The 16,638-nt window shown below is 64.4% G+C and carries 15 protein-coding genes; 9 read left to right on the top strand and 6 right to left on the bottom strand.

Annotated features, from left to right (window positions below):
• The first annotated feature begins 239 nt into the window (after window positions 1-239).
• A complete protein-coding gene (locus ACR65N_RS09780) occupies window positions 240-1,232 on the top strand; it encodes a polysaccharide deacetylase family protein (RefSeq protein WP_440456849.1) in 993 nt (330 codons plus the stop codon).
• A gap of 411 nt (window positions 1,233-1,643) precedes the next feature.
• On the opposite strand, the gene sbmA is transcribed toward ACR65N_RS09780, so the two are convergent.
• The 4 genes from sbmA to ACR65N_RS09760 form a co-directional block, all read right to left on the bottom strand.
• Complete coding sequence (gene sbmA / locus ACR65N_RS09775; RefSeq protein WP_440456848.1) at window positions 1,644-2,924, bottom strand: peptide antibiotic transporter SbmA; 1,281 nt, start codon at window positions 2,922-2,924, stop codon at window positions 1,644-1,646.
• A 151-nt stretch (window positions 2,925-3,075) separates the two neighbouring features.
• A complete protein-coding gene (locus ACR65N_RS09770; RefSeq protein ID WP_440456847.1) occupies window positions 3,076-4,251 on the bottom strand; it encodes a YbfB/YjiJ family MFS transporter in 1,176 nt (391 codons plus the stop codon).
• Window positions 4,252-4,369: 118 nt separating this feature from the next.
• Window positions 4,370-5,125: a type I methionyl aminopeptidase gene (map, locus tag ACR65N_RS09765; RefSeq protein WP_440456846.1), complete on the bottom strand. Its 756-nt coding sequence runs from the start codon at window positions 5,123-5,125 to the stop codon at window positions 4,370-4,372.
• Between the two features lie 25 nt (window positions 5,126-5,150).
• On the bottom strand, window positions 5,151-6,215 hold the full coding sequence (locus ACR65N_RS09760) for an LLM class flavin-dependent oxidoreductase (protein ID WP_440456845.1): 1,065 nt from the start codon (window positions 6,213-6,215) through the stop codon (window positions 5,151-5,153).
• Between the two features lie 349 nt (window positions 6,216-6,564).
• On the opposite strand from ACR65N_RS09760, the gene ACR65N_RS09755 reads away from it, so the two are divergent.
• From ACR65N_RS09755 to xdhC, 7 genes are all read left to right on the top strand, one after another.
• Window positions 6,565-7,269: a glutathione binding-like protein gene (locus tag ACR65N_RS09755; RefSeq protein WP_440456844.1), complete on the top strand. Its 705-nt coding sequence runs from the start codon at window positions 6,565-6,567 to the stop codon at window positions 7,267-7,269.
• Between the two features lie 208 nt (window positions 7,270-7,477).
• On the top strand, window positions 7,478-7,975 hold the full coding sequence (locus tag ACR65N_RS09750) for an invasion associated locus B family protein (RefSeq protein ID WP_430304258.1): 498 nt from the start codon (window positions 7,478-7,480) through the stop codon (window positions 7,973-7,975).
• A gap of 107 nt (window positions 7,976-8,082) precedes the next feature.
• Complete coding sequence (locus ACR65N_RS09745; RefSeq protein WP_440456843.1) at window positions 8,083-8,868, top strand: 3-hydroxybutyrate dehydrogenase; 786 nt, start codon at window positions 8,083-8,085, stop codon at window positions 8,866-8,868.
• A 19-nt stretch (window positions 8,869-8,887) separates the two neighbouring features.
• Window positions 8,888-10,360, top strand: a complete 1,473-nt coding sequence (gene xdhA / locus ACR65N_RS09740; RefSeq protein ID WP_440456842.1) for a xanthine dehydrogenase small subunit — start codon at window positions 8,888-8,890, stop codon at window positions 10,358-10,360.
• 208 nt (window positions 10,361-10,568) lie between these two features.
• Window positions 10,569-12,905 carry a xanthine dehydrogenase molybdopterin binding subunit gene (gene xdhB, locus ACR65N_RS09735; RefSeq protein ID WP_440456841.1) on the top strand — a complete coding sequence of 779 codons (2,337 nt, stop codon included), beginning with the start codon at window positions 10,569-10,571 and terminating at the stop codon, window positions 12,903-12,905.
• 107 nt (window positions 12,906-13,012) lie between these two features.
• Window positions 13,013-14,071, top strand: coding sequence for a sensor histidine kinase (locus ACR65N_RS09730; RefSeq protein WP_440456840.1), 1,059 nt, complete (start codon window positions 13,013-13,015; stop codon window positions 14,069-14,071).
• 49 nt (window positions 14,072-14,120) lie between these two features.
• Entirely contained in the window at window positions 14,121-14,924 is an 804-nt protein-coding gene (xdhC, locus tag ACR65N_RS09725) for a xanthine dehydrogenase accessory protein XdhC (RefSeq protein WP_440457309.1), read from the top strand.
• A 5-nt stretch (window positions 14,925-14,929) separates the two neighbouring features.
• On the opposite strand, the gene ACR65N_RS09720 is transcribed toward xdhC, so the two are convergent.
• On the bottom strand, window positions 14,930-15,181 hold the full coding sequence (locus ACR65N_RS09720; RefSeq protein WP_440456839.1) for a hypothetical protein: 252 nt from the start codon (window positions 15,179-15,181) through the stop codon (window positions 14,930-14,932).
• Window positions 15,182-15,309: 128 nt separating this feature from the next.
• Here ACR65N_RS09720 and ACR65N_RS09715 point away from each other — a divergent pair, with 128 nt between their 5' ends.
• Window positions 15,310-16,227: a LysR substrate-binding domain-containing protein gene (locus ACR65N_RS09715; protein WP_440456838.1), complete on the top strand. Its 918-nt coding sequence runs from the start codon at window positions 15,310-15,312 to the stop codon at window positions 16,225-16,227.
• On the opposite strand, the gene ACR65N_RS09710 is transcribed toward ACR65N_RS09715, so the two are convergent.
• Window positions 16,221-16,556, bottom strand: a complete 336-nt coding sequence (locus ACR65N_RS09710) for a hypothetical protein (RefSeq protein ID WP_430304267.1) — start codon at window positions 16,554-16,556, stop codon at window positions 16,221-16,223. The two genes, ACR65N_RS09715 and ACR65N_RS09710, sit on opposite strands and share 7 nt — an antisense overlap.
• Window positions 16,557-16,638: the final 82 nt, after the last annotated feature.

Here is a 16,638-nt window from a genome sequence, read left to right as displayed (position 1 = left end):
AGCGAAGCGATCTGAGCAACGAACGCCTCGAGCCCGAGCGAGAGGCCGGCAAGACACGGCCGAGCGCATTCATGCGCACGGAGAAACGATCCGGTGAATCGTTTCTAGTGGCGAACGCCCGGAGCGAGAGCGAAGGGCCGGCAGGTTGCGACGGCGAAGCCGATCTTGACGCGACCCCAGCTTTGCCGCAATCGGGCCGGAGAAGACGGGCGCCGTTGAACCGGAACAAGGATCAGTCATTGCGTTCTGCCATTGCCCTGCTTGCCGCCCTCCTCATCTCCACGTCTGCCGTTGAGGCCAGTGAACGGCCGAAGCAGCTGGTGCTGATCTCGTTCGACGGGGCCGGCAGCAACGACCTCTGGGCGCGCAGCCGGGCACTGGCCAAAAGCGGCAATGCCCGCTTCACCTATTTCCTCTCCTGCACGCTGGTCATCGACCGGGCCCGGGCGAAGATCTATCAGGGACCGCACCAGAAACCCGGTCGCTCGAATATCGGCTTTGCCCAGACTGTGGACGAAGCCGTGACGCGGCTCGACCACATCTGGCAGGCGCATGGCGAAGGCAATGAGATCGCCAGCCACACCTGCGGCCACTTCGACGGGCGGACCTGGACGACGGAGGAATGGCGCGGCGAGATGCGCAGCTTTCGCCGGATCCTCTCCTCCGCCTGGCAGGACCTGTCCGCCGGCGACCGCGAGCCTCAAGGCTGGCGCGACTTCGTGCGCGACATCAAGGGCTTTCGGGCACCCTATCTGTCGACCGGCGACGCCCTTAACGAGGCCGAGCGGCGCGAGGGCTTTACCTATGATGCAAGCGGCGTGACCAAGGGACCGATGCTGCCGGAAAACCGCGAGGGCGTCCTGAACTTTGGCCTGCCGCTGATCCCGGAAGGCCCGCAGCAGCGGCCGATCATCGCCATGGACTACAACCTGTTCGTCCGCCACTCGATGGCGCTCGACGAACCGAGCCGCTCTGCCGAATTCGAGGAACGGACCTACCAGGCGTTTCGTGCCGCGTTCGACAGGCAGTATGATGGTGACCGCATCCCGCTGCAGCTCGGATTTCATTTCGTCGAGATGAACGCCGGCGCCTACTGGCGGGCGCTCGAGCGGCTGGTGCCGGAGATCTGCAGCCGCGCCGATGTCGCCTGCGTTACCTATGGCGAGGCCATCAAGGCGCTGAAGGACCGGCTGGAGACCAGCCCGGCACAAAAGGCCGGCTCGCCCTTCTGATCCCGGGGACGCTGGACCTACGATCCGTAGAAATATCCTAGCGGTGGCAGCAGCTTGACCGCGGCGGGCAATGCCTGTCGTCCCCGCCTGAGCGCAACGGGCCTATTCTGATGGCTCACCGGAACGGGTGCCGGGTCGCGAGCCGGCGGCCCTTCCTCCCAGGGATCGGACGGTTCTGCCGCCTGGATCCGGTGAGACAGGAATGTGGACAGACTACGGAAACTGACACCATCCGCCAAGATGTTCGCAACTCTGGTCCGGGCGGGCGGCATCACTGCCAACCTCCTCACTGACAACCGCCGCCTGCCCTCCCACCAAACAAGAACCGCGCCGGATCGATATCCGGCGCGGCCCGAAATGCTGTCTGCTGCTGTCTCCGTCGATCGGCGGAGGGCCGATCCAGGCAGTCGATCAATAGGGTTTGTCGGCGGCCAGTTCTCCCGCGTCGGCTTCGCGACGCAGGTAGCGCTGGTCGATCCCCGGCAGCGGCTTGTCGTCGATGGCCGCCTCGAACGCCTTCAGGCGCTTGTGGATGGACAGGAGTTCGATGATCGTCGCCCAGTAGTTCACCAGATACTGGAACGAGTTGCTGACCTCGCCGAAGGCAGTAGCGATCTGCTGCCACGTGCCCATCGTGATGCGGCCGGCAACGATTGTCGGGATCAGGATGAAGTTGAGGAAGATCGCATCGAGCTGGCCGTAGGTGTAGCGCGCCACGTTGAAGTAGCAGTAGTGCCAGTACATGCGGAAATAATTGCGCCGCACGTTGGAGAACAGCTCGCGCACAGTGATCGGATCGGCGCGGTCGGCATGGTCTTCGCCGTAGACCAGTTCCTTACGATAGGCGGCCTCGACGCGCTGGTTGCGGAACTGCAGGCCGGGCAGCTTGATGCCGGCGATTGCCAGCAGCGCGGTGCCGAACAGCGACCAGACGATTGCCAGCCAGAACAGCGCATGCGGAACCGCACCGATGATCGGCAGGTCGCCAACGAATTCCGACATGCGGAACAGCAGCGGCAGGAAGACGACGAGGGTCATGATCGAGTTGATGAAGGTGACGCCCAGCCCTTCGAGAATGTTGGCGAAGCGCATCGTGTCTTCCTGCACACGCTGCGAGGCGCCTTCGATGTGGCGCAGCTTGTCCCATCTGGACATGTAGAAATTGTTCATCGCCGTGCGCCAGCGGAAGACGTAGTGATTGGTGAAGAAGGCGGTGACCACGTTGAGCACGACCCCGACCATGCCGATCTCCAGGAAGCGGAGCTGCAGCGAATAGAGCTGCTCGACGGTCACGCCGCCCTGCCCCGACAAGGCCGCCTGAAAGAGGTCGAAGAACGGTCCGCGCCAGTTGTTCAGCGCCACCGACACCTGCACCGAGAAATAGGCAATGAAGATGATGAAGGCCGAGCCCCAGATCGACCAGTTGGTCCACGGATGGTCGCGTGCGACCACTTTCCAGACGGCGCCGAAGATCACCACGAAGATGGTGAAATACAGGTAGAACCAGAGATTGTCGGGCGAGAAGAAGTAGGCAAGCCCGATCGGCGCCTTTTCGTCAGGGCCGAGCGGCGGCAGGCCGATGGTCGCTCCGATTTGCGGTCCGACCGTATACCAGACGCCGATGCAGACGATCGCCCACAGGATCGCCGAGGTGAAGAAGAGCTTGGGCCGGGGGAAAAACGAATGGAACACGAAGAGGGGTTTCCCTTGCTACGGTTGAGCGGCCGGCGGCAATCCGAAGCGGATTGAGGCCACAGCCTTCAAATCAGCAGAAGCTCTAGGCCAGATCGGAAATCCCAGCAATGGCGAAGCGCGCGGGTTACGCAAATGTAACGCGGCGCCCTCAGTAGCCCGACACACGCCCGGCAAGCGGCAGCATCAGCGCCAGGGATATCATCAGCACCAGCGCCGCGATGATCGACGCCAGCGTGAAGCTGCCGCTCCACTGCGTCGCCCAGCCGGCCACCAGCGGACCGACGATCTGCCCGCAGCCGAAGGCGACCGTCATGAAGGCGAGCGCCCGGCGGGGGCTCTGCGGCGCCAGCCGTCCGCCGATCTGCAGGCCGTAGGCGGTGATGGTGATGAAGGTCAGGCCGAGCGCCAGTCCGCCGAGCAGGGTTCCGGCAACCGGCGGCATCAGCACGGATGCAACGACGCCGATCGCCTCCACCAGCAGGCAGACGAGATAGACCCGCTCGACGCCAATCTTGCGGGCGACCGGCCGCCAGAGGAAGAGCGAAACGGCCGCCGCGATCCCGGTGACGAACCAGGCGAAGAATTCGACGAGCGGACCGGCTGCCGAAAGCCGGGCGATGGCAACAAGAAACGTGGCGGTGACGACATAGCCGAAACCGAAGAGGCCGTAAGAGGCGGTCAGCAGCACCAGCGGCCGCGTCCAGGCGATCGGCGGCTCGCGGGCCGGACGGTGACCGGCACGCGGCTTGGGCAGACGCAGGGTGATGATCACGGTGGCGAGGATCACCAGCAGTGCGCCGGCGAGCCAGTTCCAGCGCCAGCCGTGCGCGGCATCGCCGGCGAAACCGTTGATCAGCAGGGCGACCAGGGAGGACACGGCGATACCCGTCCCGACGCCGGCGAAGAATACCGACTGTACCGCAGGCTTTCCGGCCGCATAGGGCAGCACGATCGACGCCGTGAAGATCATCGCAAAGGCGCTGGCGAGACCGGCAAGGAAGCGGATGAAGATGAACAGCGGCAGTGACGAGGTGAACGCCATCGCCGCCAGCAGCAGGCCCGTGAGGCCGAGCGCCGAGATCGCCAGTGGTCGCTCGCGCCCGGCCGCCCAGCCATAGGCGGCAAGCATCGCACCTGCCAGGTAGCCGGCGAAATTGCCGGCGGCGATCAGCCCGGCATCGGCCGCCGACAGCGGCAGGTCGATCATCATGCCCGGCAGCACGGGCGTGTAGAAGAAGCGGCCGAAGCCCATGGCGGCGGCCATGGTGATCGCGCCCGCGGCAGCGACGAGGATGGGACGTTCGGCGGCAGGAGATTGCGTCATGCCCTCCTGTCGCAGCAAAGTGCGACGGCGACAATTCAGCATTTTTCACCAGACTATCAGAGCGGCTGATGTGGACCACACAGGCCTGATCCGGCGCGGGATCAGGCAGCGCTTGCCTTCAGTCCGCCAGGGTCAGGATCAGTGGGCCGTTGCGGGTGACGACGAAGGTATGCTCGAACTGCACGGTCGGCGCCTTCGGATCGCTGTAGAGCGTCCACGGGTCGCCATTACCGGCGTCTTCTGCCCAGGTACCGCCGAGCGACAGGAAGGGTTCGATGGTGAACACCAGACCTTCCTCCATGTGGCGCGTCTCGTCCGGATCCGGCCAGGTGGAGACTTCCGTCGGCTCTTCGTGCAGCGAGCGACCAACCCCGTGGCTGGCAAGGTTGGTGATCAGCGTGTATCGGTTCTTCTTGGCAAACGCGCCGATGGCATTGCCGATATTGGCGATCGGCCTGCCGGTCTTCACCTGCTGCAGGCCCGTCCAGAGTGCCCGCCGGCCGTCGCGCACCAGCTTTTCGATCTCGCGCTTCACCGGCGGCACGGCAAACGACGAGCCGGTATCGCCGAAGAAGCCGTCCTTGACTGCCGAGACATCGATGTTGACGAGATCTCCGGCGGCAATCACCCGCGCGCCGGGAATGCCATGCGCCACTTCCTCGTTGACGCTGATGCAGGTGGCGCCAGGGAACTGGTAGCAGAACTCCGGGGCCGACTGGGCGCCTGCATCTTCGAGGATCCGGCGGCCGATGCGGTCAAGCTCGAGCGTCGTGATGCCAGGCTCCAGCGCCTTGCCCATGGCGTCGACGGCCTGCGCGCAAAGCCGGCCGATGGCCTTCAGTCCTGCCAGTTCCTCTTCGGTGGAGACGATCATGCGTGCGGGTTCCGGCTTGCTTTTTTCAGGCCGCCGGTTTCGCGCCATCCGCCTTCGCGGTCAACGCTTTTCTAACCAGCGGAGCCACCTTGGTGCCGAAAAGCTCGATGCCGCGCATGATCTGCGCATGCGGCATCAGGCCGATCGCCATCTGCAGCAGGAACCGGTCATTGCCGAACACCTGATGGGCCGCAACAATCTTTTCGGCCACCAGTTCCGGATCGCCGACGAACAGGTTTCCGGGCGCCGAGCGGGCCCGGTCGAACTGCGCGCGGTTGGTCGGCGGCCAGCCGCGCTCGCGACCGATCCGGTCCATGACGGCCGCCTGCGGCCCATAGAACTGGTCGGCCGCGGCGTCCGTCGTATCGGCGATGAAGCCGTGCACGTTGATGCTGGTCTTCAGGGTTGCGGCGTCCTGACCGGCGCGGCGTGCCGCCTCGCGGTAGAGCTCGAAGAACGGCGCAAAGCGGGCATAGTCGCCGCCGATGATGGCTACCGCCAGCGGCAGTCCCATGGCACCGGCGCGCGCCACCGATTGCGGTGTGCCGCCGACGGCGATCCACACTGGCAGCTTCTCCTGCAGCGGCCGCGGATAGACGCCGCGCCCTTCGATCGGCGCACGCAGCTCGCCCGCCCAGTCGACGATCTCGTTGTCGCGCAGGGTCAGCAGCAGGTCGAGCTTTTCGGAAAACAGCTGGTCGTAGTCTTTCAGGTCGTAGCCGAACAGCGGATAGGATTCGATGAAGGAGCCCCGCCCCGCCATGATCTCGGCGCGGCCATTGGACAGCAGGTCGACGGTCGCAAACTGTTGGAAGACGCGGATCGGATCGTCGGAACTGAGAACCGAGACGGCGCTGGTCAGGCGGATATTTTTCGTCTTCACAGCCGCCGCCGCCAGCACCGTCGATGGCGACGAGACGGCATAGTCCGGCCGGTGGTGCTCGCCGAGCCCGAACACGTCGAGGCCAACCTGATCGGCAAGCTCGATCTCCTCCAGCAGGTGCTTCAGGCGCACCGCTGCATCGGCGCCGCGGCTGCCGCTCGATATCGCCGGATCGACGTCTGCGAAGGTGTAAAGGCCAAGTTCCATCGTCTCTATCCATTCTTGCTGTGCTGCCTTCTACATAGAAACCGCCACCCGGGCTGCAAAGCTTGAAAACTTCGACGCCTCCTGTCGAAAATCTGGATGATGCCGAAGCCTGAAAGGAATCCTCGTTCAAGGACTTGGCGCGACTGCCGGACTCAGCGCATTAGGTCGCCAGGACAGCGTCCATGCCCGAACCCTCACAAGACAGCTGGCGGAATCGATGCCTCACCGGCCGCACGCATCCTGCTGATAACGTTCAAGTCTTCACTGACGCGAGCAGCCCTGCCCTGCCCGTTGCCTGGACATGAGCCGAGGGGCGCCTAAGTCTTCCTCAACCGACAAGAGGATCATCATGGCCGACCTTTCCGCCTTCCCCATCACTACCCGCTGGCCGGCCGCAAACCCGGACATCCTGCAGCTCTACGCCGCGCCGACCCCGAATGGCGTGAAGGTGTCGATCATGCTCCAGGAAACCGGGCTCGCCTACGAGCCGCATTTCGTCAACATCGGCGACAACGAAAGCCACAACGACGCGTTTCTGTCGCTGAACCCGAACGGCAAGATCCCCGCCATCCTCGATCCCAACGGCCCGGACGGCCAGCCGCTCGGCCTGTTCGAATCCGGCGCCATCCTCATCTACCTCGCAGACAAGACCGGTCAGTTCCTGCCGAAGGATGCGGCCGGCCGCTACGAGACCATCCAGTGGGTGATGTTCCAGATGGGCGGCATCGGCCCGATGTTCGGGCAGCTCGGCTTCTTCCACAAGTTCGCCGGCAAGGAGATCGCCGACAAGCGCCCGCTCGAGCGCTATCTGACCGAGACCAAGCGGCTGCTCGACGTCCTCGAACAGCGGCTGACCGGACGCCAGTTCATGATGGGCGACGAGGTGACGATCGCCGATTTCGCGATCGTCGGCTGGGTGCGTTCGCTGGTCGGCTTCTACGACGCGGCCGATCTCGTCGGTTACGACAAGCTGACGGCGCTGTCAGCCTGGTTCGACCGGATGATGGCCCGCCCGGCCGTCCAGCGCGGTGTCGAAATTCCGGCCCGACCGTGACCCTGCGCTCTCGCCGCGTTTGCCTTTTCGACAGGCGAAACCGCATTTTCCCGGCCGATGCCATCAACCCTTTGTGAGCTTCCGCCGCCAAGGGTTGATCCCCGGGTTAACCATTCGATAACTCTCCTGCCGTTCAATTGAACGCTGTCGCTCCCGTTCTGCGTCTCGCGTCCGGGAAGGTTTCATCTGCCATATCCAGGAGAGTTCGATGTCTCAAAAGACATGCGCCCTAGCCATTTCCATTGTCCTGCTATCCGCGCTCGGCGCCAGCGCCCAGCCTTCGCGGGTCCAGCAATTCGATGCATGGGGCGTCTATTCCTATGGCAGCGGCAGCGGCAAGAACTGCTACGTTCTGTCGGTGCCGACGGTCCAAGCTCCCGCCAGCGTCAGCCATGGCGACAACTTCTTCCTGGTCGCGCCGCAATCGGGCAACTCGTCCTACATGCCCCAGGCGATCATGGGCTACGGGCTGAAGGACGGGTCGCAGCTGACCCTCAGCATCGGCTCGGAGAACTTCATCCTGGTGCCCAAGGAAAACGCCGCTTGGGTGCGCGACCCGGCCCGCGAGCCGGAACTGGTCACGGCCATGCGCAGTGGCAGCGAAATGACGCTGAAGGCAACATCGGCGCGCGGCACAGCCACCAGCTATACCTATTCGCTCAAGGGCGTCAGCGCCGCGCTGCAATCGGTGCGCGACTGCCGCTGAGGCGGAGCCTGCCACCTGCATTCTGGCCGTTGCCAGCGGCGGCCCTTTGCGCATAACCTTCCTCAGGCGTCGCGTCGACATGGCGATGCGCGCATCGGAGGCAGGTCATGGCAAGAACCGTCGTCGTCACGGGATCGACCAGCGGCATCGGGCTCGGCGTGGCCCGGGCCTTCGCCGCCGAGGGCGCCAATGTCGTCATCAACGGTTTCGGCAAGCCGGAAGACATAGAGGCGGCGCGCACCGAGCTCGAAGGTCTGGGTGGTGGCGCCGCGCTCTACCATCCGGCCGACATGACAAGGCCGGACGAGATCGCCGATCTCATCCGTATGGCAGCCGAGACCTTCGGCACCGTCGACGTGCTGGTCAACAATGCCGGCATCCAGCACGTGGCGAAGATCGAGGAATTTCCGGTCGAAAAGTGGGATCAGTTGATCGCCATCCTGCTCTCGTCGGCTTTTCATACCATGCGCCACGTCATCCCGCTGATGAAGGCCGCGGGCCGTGCGTATTCCGGCCGCATCATCAACGTCGCCTCGGCACACGCACTTGTTGCATCCCCATACAAATCGGCCTATGTCGCAGCCAAGCACGGCATTCTCGGACTGACCAAGACTGCCGCACTGGAATTGGCCGAATTCGGCATTACGGTGAACGCCATCTGCCCCGGCTACGTGCTGACGCCTCTCGTGGAAAAGCAGATCCCCGACACGGCGCGCGAACGTGGTATCTCGGAAGAGGCGGTCAAGACGGACGTCATGCTCCGTCTGCAGGCGACGAAGCAGTTCGTCAGCATCGAGGAGGTGGCGGCCACGGCCCTCTATCTCGCCAGCGATGCGGCCCGACAGATCACCGGCACCCACATCTCCATCGACGGCGGCTGGACCGCCCAATGAGCCACAACGGGAACACCGCATGACGTCCGCGATCCGCTTCATCCTGAATGGCGAGGAGGTCTCGCTCGGCGATTTCTCCGCCACCGAGACGCTGCTCGACTATCTGCGCCTGCGGAAGCGGCTTACCGGCACCAAGGAAGGCTGTGCGGAAGGCGATTGCGGTGCCTGCACGGTGCTGGTCGGGAGGCTGATCGGCGGGGCGCTGCGCTACGAAAGCGTCAATGCCTGCATCCGCTTCGTCGGCTCCCTGCACGGCACGCATGTGGTGACCGTCGAGCATCTGGCGGGACAGGACGGACGGTTGCATCCGGTGCAGCAGGCGATGGTCGACTGTCACGGCTCGCAGTGCGGCTTCTGCACGCCGGGCTTCGTCATGTCGCTCTACGGCCTGTGGATGGCAAATAGCGAGCCCAACCGCGAAGACATCGAAAACGCCCTGCAGGGCAATCTCTGTCGTTGCACCGGCTACGAACCGATCGTCAGGGCGGCGGAGCAGGTCGCGGCCGAGCGGCCAAGCGCGCTGTTCGATCCGATCGAGCGCCACCGCGCCGAAATCATGTCGAAGCTGTGGACGATCCGCGCATCCTCCGAAACCATTACCGTTGCCCGTGACGACAGCCGGGCGATCATCCCCGGCACGCTGGCGGCACTGGCCGACGTGCTGGCCGCAGAGCCGACCGCCACCATCGTCGCCGGCGCCACCGATGTCGGTCTCTGGGTTACGAAGCAGATGCGCCGGCTCGACCCGGTCGTCTTCATCAACCACCTCACCGACCTGCAGGCGGTCACTGCCGACGAGCGCGGCATCACGCTCGGCGCCGGCGTCACCTATGCCCAGGCGATCGACGTGCTCGGTGTCGAACACCCGGCGATCGGCCGGCTGATCGACCGGATCGGTGGCCAGCAGGTGCGCAACATGGGCACGATCGGCGGCAATATCGCCAACGGATCGCCGATCGGCGACATGCCGCCGGCGCTGATTGCGCTTGGAGCGACCGTCACGCTGCGCGCGGCATCCGGCGTCCGGACGCTGGCGCTTGAGGAGTATTTCATCGAATACGGCAAGCAGGACCGCCAGCCCGGCGAGTTCCTCGAGAAGATCTTCGTGCCGCACGCGGATGAGGAAGCCTTCTACGCCGTCTACAAGATCTCCAAGCGCCGCGATGAGGACATTTCGGCTCTCTGCGGCGCCTTCTACCTCACCATCGACGCCGAAGGCTGCGTCGAGACCTGCAGGATCGCCTTTGGCGGCATGGCCGGCACGCCGAAGCGGGCCGCAGCTGTCGAGGCAGCACTCCTCGGACGGCCGTGGAGCTGGAACAAGGTGGCCGCCGCGCAGGATGCGATGGCCGAGGATTTCCAGCCTCTGACCGACTGGCGGGCCACTGCCGAATATCGCGCGCTTGCCGCCCGCAACCTGCTCACCCGGTTCTTCCTCGAAACGGCCGGCCAGCCGCAGGAACTGCAGCGCTTCGACGCCGAGGAGGCATGAAGATGAAGTCTGACACCGCATCGCTGCCCCTCATCCGCCTGCCGGCACCTTCTCCCCGCATACGGGGCGAAGGGATACACCGCACCCGCTCGGAACACGCTGAAGTCGCACGGGGCAAGTCCCCTCTCCCCGCCCGCGGGGAGAGGGTTAGGGTGAGGGGCAGCTTTTCCTCCGCACCATCATGCCACCCCATCGAAGGAGCCGACTGATGGATAACACCACCTTCGAGGCGAAGAGCACCATCAGCGGTTCGATGCACGCTCCGCTGCGCCACGATTCGGCGCACAAGCATGTGACCGGCACGGCCGAATATATCGATGACATGCCGGAGCCGGCCGGCACCCTGCATGCAGCACTCGGCATGGCCGACCGCGCGCATGCCGATATCCTGGCAATTGATCTTGCCGCCGTGCGCGCCGCACCCGGCGTCGTCACGGTGATCACCGCCGCCGACATTCCTGGCATCAACGACATCGCCTCGACGGGCCAGCACGACGAGCCGCTGCTGGCGACCGACAGGATCGAATTCCACGGTCAGCCGATCTTCGTCGTCATCGGCGAGACCCGCGATCAGGCCCGCCGCGCTGCGCGGCTGGCGAAGATCGACTACCGCGATCTGCCGCACTGGACCGACATCGACGCCGCGCTGGAGAACGACGCGCCGCTGGTCGTCAAGCCGATGACGCTGACCCGCGGCGACCCGAAGACGGAGATCGACAAGGCGCCCCTGCGCATCCAGGGCCAGATGCGCATCGGCGGCCAGGAGCATTTCTACCTGGAAGGCCAGATCGCGCTCGCCATTCCCGGCGAAGACGAGGACATCACCGTCTGGTCGTCCACCCAGCATCCGAGCGAAGTGCAGCACATGGTGTCGCATGTGCTGGGCTGCGCCAATCATGCGGTGACCGTGAATACGCGGCGCATGGGCGGCGGCTTTGGCGGCAAGGAGACCCAGGGCAACCTGTTCGCATGCCTGGCGGCGGTGGCCGCCAAGAAACTGAACCGCGCCGTCAAATTCCGGCCGGATCGCGACGAGGACATGGCCGTCACCGGCAAGCGCCACGATTTCCGCGTCGACTACGATCTCGCCTTCGACGAGGACGGCCGCATCCATGCCGTCGACGCCACCTATGCCGCGCGCTGCGGTTTTTCCGCCGATCTTTCCGGCCCCGTCACAGACCGGGCGCTGTTCCATGCCGATTCCAGCTATTTCTACCCGCATGTGCACCTGACGTCGAAGCCGCTGAAGACGCACACCTGTTCGAACACTGCCTTCCGTGGCTTCGGAGGCCCGCAAGGCATGCTTGGCGGCGAACGGTTCATCGAGGAGATCGCCTATGCGGTCGGCAAGGATCCCCTCGACATCCGCAAGCTGAATTTTTACGGCCAGCCCGGTTCCGACCGCACTCTGACCCCCTACCACCAGGAGGTCGAGGACAACATCATCCTGCAACTGGTCGAGGAGATGGAAGCCTCGAGCGACTACCGCGCGCGCCGCCAGGCGATCGTCGACTTCAACGAAAACAGCCCCGTGATCCGCAAGGGCATCGCCCTGACACCGGTGAAGTTCGGCATCTCCTTCACCATGACCGCCTACAACCAGGCTGGCGCCCTCGTCCACATCTACCAGGACGGCTCGATCCACCTGAACCACGGCGGCACGGAGATGGGCCAGGGCCTCTACACCAAGGTGGCGCAGGTGGTGGCCGACACCTTCAACGTCGACATCGATCGGGTGAAGATCACCGCGACGACGACCGGCAAGGTGCCCAACACGTCTGCCACCGCCGCCTCCTCCGGCTCCGACCTCAACGGCATGGCCGCCTACGACGCCGCGCGGCAGTTGAAGGAGCGGCTGATCGATTTCGCCTGCCGGCAGTTCGAGGTGACATCGACAGAGGTCGAATTCCTGCCCAACGAAGTGCGGTTCGGCGAAGAGATCGTCCCCTTCGACACCCTGGTGCGGGCCGCCTATTACGACCGCGTTCAGCTGTCGGCGGCCGGCTTCTACAAGACGCCAAAAATCCACTGGGACCGCGCCGCCGGCAAGGGGCGCCCGTTCTACTACTTCGCCTACGGCGCTGCCTGCTCGGAAGTCTCGATCGACACGCTGACCGGCGAGTACCTGGTCGATCGCACCGACATCCTCCACGATGTGGGCAAGTCGCTGAACCCGGCGATCGACATCGGCCAGGTGGAAGGCGCCTTCGTGCAAGGCGTCGGCTGGCTGACGACGGAAGAGCTGTGGTGGGACGCCAAGGGCCGGCTGCGCACCCATGCGCCGTCCACCTACAAGATCCCGCTGGCATCGGACCGGCCGAAGATCTTCAACGTCAAGCTGGCCGACTGGTCGGAGAACCGTGAGCAGACGATCGGTCGCTCGAAGGCCGTCGGCGAGCCGCCCTTCATGCTGGGGATCTCGGTGTTCGAGGCAATCTCCATGGCTGTCGCCTCGATTGCCGATTACAGCGTCTGTCCGCGGCTCGACGCGCCGGCAACGCCGGAACGCGTGCTGATGGCCGTCGAGCGGCTGAAGGCGATGTGACCGCCGGACGGTCGCCCGGCTTAAAATCCGCATGAGCCTGAGATCAGGCTCGCGCCATCCCGCTATTGCACGCTATAGAAAACCAGTGTGATGTGGCGAGGCCGAACGTGTCTGAATTCCCCAACGGCGGCGGCGAAATGGCCGGAGCTATCCGCGCCTTCGACTGGTCGAAGACATCGGTCGGCGCCATGGCCACATGGCCGGCTTCGTTGCGCGCCGTCGTCCAGATGATGCTGCACCAGCAGCACGCCATCTGCCTGTTCTGGGGCACCGACCTCAACATCATCTACAACGATGCCTACAGGCCCTTCCTCGGCGACAAGGAGGTCGGCGCTCTCGGCCAGCCGTTTCACGAGATCTGGTCGGACGTCTGGGAAGATGTGAAGCCGTTCGCCGACCAGGCCCTGTCCGGCTCCGGCACCTTCACCGAGAACCTGCGGCTGCTGATGCAGCGCAATGGCTTCCTCGAGGAGACCTTCTGGACCTTCTCCTACAGCCCTCTGTTCGACGATGCGGGCGAGATCGCCGGCATCATCGACGTCGCGGTCGATACGACGCGGCTGGTGCAGAGCAAGCGCAAGGAAGAGCTGCTGCGCCGCGAGCTCGTGCATCGGGTGAAAAACGCCATGGCCGTCACTTCGGCCGTCGTCAGCGCCACCATGCGCCATGCCAACAACCTTGAGGAAGCGCGCGATACCGTCGCCAAGCGGATCGCCGCACTCGGCAAGGCGCAAAGCCTTCTCGATGAATCCGACGATGGCGCGACCGTCGATGCCATCGTGCTGGAAAGCATGGCCGCGCATCTCGACGACCGAGCACGCCTGACGATCGACGGCCCGCCGGTGCGCGTCCAGCCGCAGCAGGCGGTTGGCCTTTCGCTCGCCATCTACGAGCTTGCCACCAACGCGCTGAAGCACGGCGCCCTGTCGAACGCCGCCGGCACAGTGTCCGTCTCGTGGTCGGTCGACGAGCTGGCGGCCTTCAGGTTCGTCTGGGTGGAAGCCGGAGGCCCGCCCGTCGCGGCGCCGACCAGGCGGGGTTTCGGCACCCGGCTGACAGACCAGATCGTCGCCAACTACTTTGGCGGCACCGGTCAGACGACCTACGAGCGGCACGGCGTCCGCTTCGAACTCAACGGCACGATCCAGAACGATGACGAAGCCTGAGGTTTCCGCCGCCCTCCTCCCCCCGCGGGCGAGATGGCCAATGAACGCAATCTCGACCTTGCGGACGTTCCTCGACGGCACGGCGGCGGCTGTGCTCGTCACGGTCTCCGAGGCAAGAGGTTCCACGCCGCGCGAAGCGGGCGCCATCATGATCGTCTCGGCATCCGGCATCTGGGGCACGATCGGCGGCGGCCATCTGGAGTTCATGGCCATCGACAATGCGAGGGACATGCTGAGCGGCGGCGGCGGCACGGGCGAACTCGACGTGCCGCTCGGACCGGAGATCGGCCAGTGTTGCGGCGGCCGGACACGCCTGACCTTCCAGACGATGACACCTGAGCTCACCGCCGGGATCGAGGCCCGTCTTGCAGCAGAGACTGAACGCTTCCCGCAGGTCGTGCTCTTTGGTGCCGGCCATGTCGGCCGGGCGCTGGCAGAGGCTCTCCTGCCGCTGCCTTTCCGGGTTACGGTCGTCGAGACCCGTCAGGCGGCCCTCGACGACGTGCCCGAGGGTGTGGAAAAGATGCTTGCCGCCATGCCCGAAGCACTGGTGGACGGACTTGCGCCCGGGAGCGCGGTGATCGTCCTCACCCACGACCATGCGCTGGACTTCCTCATTGCCCGGCAGGCGCTGGCGCGCGGAGATCTCGCCTATGTCGGCATGATCGGATCGGCCACCAAGCGTGCGACGTTCAAGAACTGGCTGGCGCGCGAGACCGACGGCACCGTGTCCAGCGATGCACTCGTTCTACCCGTGGGCGGATCGACGGTGCACGACAAGCGTCCGGCGGTCATCGCAGCCCTGGTCGCTGCGGAACTGCTGACGCGGCTGCTGAGCAAAACCACCGGCTGAACCTGTCAGAAGCGCGGCAAGATCCTTGAACGCTGCATGTCCCGCCAAAATGCTTCCTGCCGACCCGACGGACGCACCGGCATCGAAAGCGCCAGGTCGTCACGCAACTCCTCGGGTGCTGCGTCAGCGGCTTCATCATCAACACCCTGGATCACGTCTCCTGATGGATTGATGTCCACCACCGCCCGGAAACGGACTGCCAACCGCATCCAAGACGCAGAAACCCACCCGGCAGAACCTCTGGTCCAGACCGCCATCTTGGCCTCCAACACGACATTTTATTGCTGCATGGCTCGACAATTGCTGCCATCTGCGCTGACATACCACCCGTTTCCTGCGGTCCACCAATTCAATCCGAGAGACCGGTCAGAAAGAGAGCTTATCCATGAAGCTGTCGCGCAAGCTGCCGCTCAATGCGATCAGGGTGTTTGACGCCGTGGCAAGGCTTGGCAGTTTCACCCGCGCGGGCGAAGAGCTGGGCATGACGCAGACGGCGGTCAGCTACCAGATCAAACTGCTGGAAGAGCATGTCGAAGACTTGCTGTTCATCCGCCAGACACGACGGATCAGCCTGACGCAGACAGGGGAGCGCCTGGCACCGAAGGTCAGTGAAGCCTTTGGTCTTCTGGCTGAAGCCATGGCAGAGGCCCGCCAGGAAGAGAGCGGCATTTTGGAGATCCGCTCGACGCCCACCTTTGCCAGCCATTGGCTGGCCCGCCATATCGGCGCCTTCCAGCTTCAGCATCCTGGTCTGGCCGTACGCATTCTGCGCATCGACAAACCGGTGGATTTTCGCGCCGACAATGCCGATGTCGCCATCTGGCGAGGCGAGCGACCGCCAGCGGATGTGGTGGCGCATGAACTGTTCCGACTGCAATATGCACCCATGCTGAGCCCGAAGCTGGCTGAAACAATCGGCGGCGTGACGACCCCGGCGGATCTTCTGAAACTGCCGCTGATCGGCGGCAGCAGCAAATGGTGGGGGATCTGGTTTCAGTCGAACGGTATCTACACTCCCCTGCCCGGCACCATCACGATCGATGCCGACGGTGCGCTCGATCTGGAAGGCAGCGCCGCCATTGCCGGTCACGGCGTTGCGCTGCTGAGCCCGTTTCTTCACCGCGAGGAGCTGAAGGCCGACCGCCTCATTATGCCCTTCGAGGCGTTCAAGAAGGACGATCTGAGCTATTGGCTGATCTCACCGAAAAGCCGCCGCCAATCGGTTAAGGTACAGACCTTCCGCCAGTGGCTGCTGGAGACCCTGCCGCCCTATCTTTCAGACCTGTCTGCCGCCGCTCAGTAACTCATGTCCGGCGCGTAGAAGCAGCGCAGCGTGTCCTCGTTGGGATAGAGGCAGAGATGGTACTGCTCGTCGCGGCTGCGCCGCGCCTGGCTCTGGGGGATCTTGAAATCGTGGTTGCGGGTGATGAGCCGGTGGTCGCCAGGCCTCAGCAGGATCTCGTAGCCGCCGGAAATTACCCGGACATTCCTGGTCGAGATCATCTGGCAGTCGCCGCTGTGTTCGTTGCCGTTGCAGCAATAGGCATCGTATTGCCAGCCGGTCGCCGTTTCGTGCGCCTTGGGGCTGGAGGCAACGGCCATCAACATCATGATCGTCAGAATACTGCGCATGAGCTTGTTCTCCATCGATGAATGCATGTCATCGCCGGCGAACCCCGCACATCTCGCCTTCACCGGCTGCGTTGCATTCTTC

The sequence above is a fragment of the Rhizobium sp. SAFR-030 genome, assembly GCF_059415005.1.
Note: the sequence above shows the minus strand (reverse complement) of the source record. Positions and strands in the feature narration are given on the sequence as shown.

What these genes read in the sequence shown, in the direction of transcription:
- ACR65N_RS09710 (WP_430304267.1), bottom strand. Translation starts at nt 16,556, where the DNA reads ATGCGCAGTATTCTGACGATCATGATGTTGATGGCCGTTGCCTCCAGC.
- xdhB (WP_440456841.1), top strand. Translation starts at nt 10,569, where the DNA reads ATGGATAACACCACCTTCGAGGCGAAGAGCACCATCAGCGGTTCGATG.
- ACR65N_RS09715 (WP_440456838.1), top strand. Translation starts at nt 15,310, where the DNA reads ATGAAGCTGTCGCGCAAGCTGCCGCTCAATGCGATCAGGGTGTTTGAC.
- ACR65N_RS09720 (WP_440456839.1), bottom strand. Translation starts at nt 15,181, where the DNA reads ATGGCGGTCTGGACCAGAGGTTCTGCCGGGTGGGTTTCTGCGTCTTGG.
- ACR65N_RS09760 (WP_440456845.1), bottom strand. Translation starts at nt 6,215, where the DNA reads ATGGAACTTGGCCTTTACACCTTCGCAGACGTCGATCCGGCGATATCG.
- ACR65N_RS09745 (WP_440456843.1), top strand. Translation starts at nt 8,083, where the DNA reads ATGGCAAGAACCGTCGTCGTCACGGGATCGACCAGCGGCATCGGGCTC.
- xdhA (WP_440456842.1), top strand. Translation starts at nt 8,888, where the DNA reads ATGACGTCCGCGATCCGCTTCATCCTGAATGGCGAGGAGGTCTCGCTC.
- ACR65N_RS09770 (WP_440456847.1), bottom strand. Translation starts at nt 4,251, where the DNA reads ATGACGCAATCTCCTGCCGCCGAACGTCCCATCCTCGTCGCTGCCGCG.
- map (WP_440456846.1), bottom strand. Translation starts at nt 5,125, where the DNA reads ATGATCGTCTCCACCGAAGAGGAACTGGCAGGACTGAAGGCCATCGGC.
- ACR65N_RS09750 (WP_430304258.1), top strand. Translation starts at nt 7,478, where the DNA reads ATGTCTCAAAAGACATGCGCCCTAGCCATTTCCATTGTCCTGCTATCC.
- ACR65N_RS09755 (WP_440456844.1), top strand. Translation starts at nt 6,565, where the DNA reads ATGGCCGACCTTTCCGCCTTCCCCATCACTACCCGCTGGCCGGCCGCA.